Consider the following 4,256-nt stretch of genomic DNA (forward strand, 5'->3'; position numbering starts at 1 on the left):
ATCCTGGCCGCCGCCTTGTGTCTTGCCGACGCGGGTGTAGACCGACTTGATGCCGGGCCAGCCGAGCATCCTGTTTTCGGCAATCTTGGTCGCCGTATCCATTTCGGCCAGCGAAAGGTTGCCGCGCGCGTGCACGTAGAGCAGGCCGTAGTCGGGCTCGACACTGGGGAAGAATTCGACACCGGCGCCATATTTCGAATAGGCAAAGCCGACGCCGAACAGCAGAGCGACCGTCAGCAAAACCACCGTAATCGGAAACCGCACCGCCTGCTTGACGATCGCCATGTACCAGCCGTCGCGATTATCATCCTCATGATGCTCCGGCGCCTTGGCGAAGATCGCCCCCAGCGTCGGCGCGAACACCAGCGCATAGAGCATCGAGGCCGATAGCGTGACGATCAGGGTGATCGGCATGTACTTCATGAAGTCGCCGATGATGCCCGGCCAGAACAGCAGTGGCGAGAAGGCGGCTATGCGCGTCATCGTCGCGGCAATGACCGGACCGGCCATGCGCTTGGCGGCCAATGCGAAGGCTTCCGCCTTCGGCATGCCTTCGCTCATCCGCCGTTCGGCGAACTCGGTGACGATGATGGCATCGTCGACCAGCATGCCGACAGCCAGGATCAGGCTGAACAGCACGATCATGTTGATCGTGTAGCCCATCATGGCCAGCAGCAGGATGCCGATCAGGAATGACGACGGAATGGCCAGGCCGATCAGCAGCGAGGCACGACCCGACAGCGCGTAGAGGATGACGATGAACACCAGGATGACGGCGATCATGACGTGGTTCTGCAGATCGCCGAGCAACTGGTTGACGAAGACCGACTTGTCCTGCGTGTAGGTGACGTTCATGCCTTGCGGCATCGTCTTGACGTAGGCGTCGGACACCTCCCTCACCTTGGCGAGCGTGTCGATCAGATTGGCGCCGATGCGCTTCTTGACTTCGATGGCGATGGCCGGCTTGCCATTGAGGCGCGTGATCGTCGTGGCATCGGCGAAGGTCGAGCGGATCGTCGCGATGTCCTTGGCCTGCACCACGGCATTGGGGCCGGCGACCACGGGCAAGGCCGCCACGTCCTCGGGCGTCTCGATCAGTGACGGCACCTTGACGGCGTATTTGCCTTCCGAGCCTTCGATATTGCCGGCGGCGACCAGGCTGTTGGAGGCACCGACAGCGCCGATCAGCTGATCGAGTTGCAACCCGTAGGACGACAGTTTCATCGGATCGATGACGACTTCGACAAGATCGTCGCGCGAACCCTGCAACGAGCCCTCCAGGACGCCTGGCACTTCCTCGATACGGTCGCGCAGTTCGCGCGCGGCGGCGGTCAGCACGCGTTCGGGCAATTCGCCCGACAGGGTGACGACGAGGACGGGGAATTCGGAGATGTTGACTTCGGTAACGACCGGCTCTTCGGCCGCCTGCGGCAGGTCGGCCTTGCCGTCCTGCACCTTGGAGCGCGTGTCCTGCAAGGCCGTCGCCAGATTTGTCTGCGGCTGGAACTCGACCAGCACATAGCCGCCGCCCTGGAAGGCGGCCGAGCGCATTTCCTTGAGGCCTTTCAGGCTCTTCAGCTTGCTTTCCATCGGCCGCAGCAGAAGGCGCTCCGAATCCTCAGGCGAAATGCCCTGATAGATCAGGCTGATATACATCATCGGAATCGGAACGTCGGGCTCGGCTTCCTTCGGCGTCGACTGATAGGCGACCCAGCCGGCGAGCAGAAGGAAGACGAGGACCGAAATGGTCAGGCGGGCATTGTTGATTGCGAGTCTGACGATATCCATGGCTAACGCCTGTTCTTGAATTTCACGGGCTGCGTCGCAGCCAAGTGTCCCCGCCCGGGGTCTGTCCGCCGTACCCCATGCTACTGCGTGCCGGCGGTCGCTTCGCCCAGCAGTTTCTGGATGGTTGCCTGGTCGGCTTCGACCGGCTTGACCTCATCGCCTTCCTTCACCAGTTCCTGGCCGGCAACGATGATGCGCGCATCGGCAGGGATGCCGCCAAGCACCAGGCCGGTCGGCGTGTCGTCGACGAGGTCGATGGGGAAGAACGCAACCTTGTTGTCCTTGCCGACCGCACGGATGCCGAGGTCGCCCTTGTCGCCGAGCGTCACCACCGAGCGCGGCAGCAGCACCGCATCGGTCGGCAGCGCGCTAAGTGCGATTTCCGCCGTCATGCCGGCCGGCACGGAGCCGTCGGCATTGGGGACGGCAACCTCGACGCGGAAGGTGCGGGTCGCCGAAGAGGCGTCGCGGCTGATGTAGCGCACGGTGCCTTCGACGGTCTGGCCGCTGACCAGCCGTATGGTGGCCTTGTCCCCGAGTTTCAGGTAGCCGAGATCGCGCTCGCTGACTTCGCCGCGGGCAATCACCGGATCGAGCTTGAGGATGGTTGCCACCTCGCCGCCTTGCATGATGGAACTGCCAAGTTCCACCGGCACCCGGTCGATGACGCCGTCGAAAGGCGCCTTCACCTCGTTGCGGTCGAGTTCGGCCTGTGCCGTTTCCAGTTGCGACTGCGCCGAGGTCAGGTTCGAGCGCGCGGTATCGAGCTGCAGCTTGGGCAGATTGCCGGTCTTCATCAGCCGCAAGGCTGCGTCCAACTCGGCCTGGCGCTGCACCACCAACTGCTTTGCATTGTCGACCATCGAGATCTTTTCTTCCGCCGCAAGCATCAGTACCAGATCCCCCGTCTTGACGTGATCGCCTTGCTTGACAGGCAGCTTGTCGATGACACCGGCGACGCGCGTCGCCAGCACCGCCCGCTTGTCGGCTTCGGTCAGCCCGGAAATGCGGATGGCGCGTGCATAGGTCTTGCGTGGCGGCGTCACCACCGCAACGGTGCGCAGCGGTGCCTTCGGCTCGGCTTCAGCCGTCTTCGGCTTGGCCGCGTCCGGCGCCTTGGCCTGTTCGGCTTCGGCTGCCTTGGCTTTGTTGGCGGCTACGCTGCCGACCGACGAAAACTCGCCTGTCGCCATCCACGCCGCGAAACCGATGAGCACAACAATGGCTGCAAGCTTGTGAAACCTGATTCTCGGCATCGTCGTTGTTTTCCACTGCGGGTTCGGCCAGCGTCCTCATAACGCGGGCGCGTCGCCGATATGGGTGCGCGCCAAGCCGTGTTCAATTTGCCGTGATCGGCGAAGCGCGCTTCTACATCAAAGTTGCACCGCAATATAGTCTGAAAGTTGCAAGATCATTGCCCCGGCGGACAAGATGCGCCCGCCGCGGCCCAGTCTTCGATCGCTTGATAGGTCGCTTCGGCAGAGCCCGGAGCCGGTTCACGATCCGGCCCCGGCGCCCAGCCCCAGGCGACCAATCTGTCGTCGCGAACATGCAGCGCGATGTCCTTCAAGCTGCGGTTGCCATTGCGCAGGGGATCCTTGATCTGGGCGCAGATTTCGGCCGAGGATTTGCCGAACCAGGCCATCTCGGCCGGCGCCAGATGCCAGTTCTCGGCCCCGGGTGGCCCGTGCAATGCCTTGGAATTGCTGGAGAAATGGCAAGTCGTGCAGCGCAGGCCCGGATTGCCGAAGCCCGACCCGTTAGCACCGCGCTGGACATTGAAGGCGTGAACGCGCGTACCGCGATAGTGCGCACCCGACCATCGCGGCCGGTCGTCCGCGACATGACAGTCGGCGCAGCGCGGATGCGAGAACACCGCATAGACCTTGTCCCATTCGGACAGGCCTTTCGCCGCGTCGACGGTCGCCGGCGCCGGCGTCTGGCTCTCTTGCGCAATCGCAAACGGCGCTGCGAGCACGAGCATGGCAGCAGGCGTCAGCATGATGAGGAGCTTCTTCATGCGAAGGCCACCGTTTTCGACAGCGGCAGCGTGCGGATGCGCTTTCCGGTGAGCGCGAAGATGGCGTTGGCGAGTGCTGGAGCCGCCGGCGGTGTGCCGATCTCGCCGACGCCGCCCATCTTGTGGAAATTTTCCAGGATGGCGACTTCGAAGACCGGGCACTGGAAGATCCGCATGGCATCGAAATCGTGGAAGTTCGACTGTTCGACCATGCCGTCGGCGAAGGTGATTTCCTGACCCATCGCTGCCGAAAGGCCGTAGATGGCGGCGGAAATCAACTGCGCCTCGATGATGCCGGGCTCGAGCGCGGTGCCGACATCGGCGGCGATCCACACCTTCTCGATGCGGATGCCGGCCGGCGTGTCCGCCACCTGAACGATCTCGCCGACCCAACTGCCGAAGGACAGCGTGAAGGCCATGCCCTTGGCCTTGCCGGCGGGCAGCGCCT

4 protein-coding genes are annotated in these 4,256 nt (G+C 63.4%); all 4 read right to left on the reverse strand.

The features are described 5' to 3' along the window. Positions 1-1,788, reverse strand: a 1,788-nt coding sequence (locus EN991_RS25390; protein WP_164769359.1) for an efflux RND transporter permease subunit, incomplete at its 3' end; no start/stop codon positions are given. An 80-nt stretch (positions 1,789-1,868) separates the two neighbouring features. Beyond that, entirely contained in the window at positions 1,869-3,044 is a 1,176-nt protein-coding gene (locus EN991_RS25395; protein WP_082827499.1) for an efflux RND transporter periplasmic adaptor subunit, read from the reverse strand. 155 nt (positions 3,045-3,199) lie between these two features. Then, complete coding sequence (locus EN991_RS25400) at positions 3,200-3,808, reverse strand: hypothetical protein (protein ID WP_127369794.1); 609 nt, start codon at positions 3,806-3,808, stop codon at positions 3,200-3,202. After that, a partial coding sequence (locus EN991_RS25405) for a molybdopterin cofactor-binding domain-containing protein (protein WP_164769360.1) occupies positions 3,805-4,256 on the reverse strand: 452 nt, incomplete at its 5' end. The genes EN991_RS25405 and EN991_RS25400, both read right to left, overlap by 4 nt.

The organism is Mesorhizobium sp. M7A.F.Ca.US.005.03.2.1 (assembly GCF_003997795.1).
GTDB classification, from domain to species: Bacteria; Pseudomonadota; Alphaproteobacteria; order Rhizobiales; family Rhizobiaceae; genus Mesorhizobium; species Mesorhizobium ciceri.

What these genes read in the sequence shown, in the direction of transcription:
- EN991_RS25395 (WP_082827499.1), bottom strand. Translation starts at nt 3,044, where the DNA reads ATGCCGAGAATCAGGTTTCACAAGCTTGCAGCCATTGTTGTGCTCATC.
- EN991_RS25400 (WP_127369794.1), bottom strand. Translation starts at nt 3,808, where the DNA reads ATGAAGAAGCTCCTCATCATGCTGACGCCTGCTGCCATGCTCGTGCTC.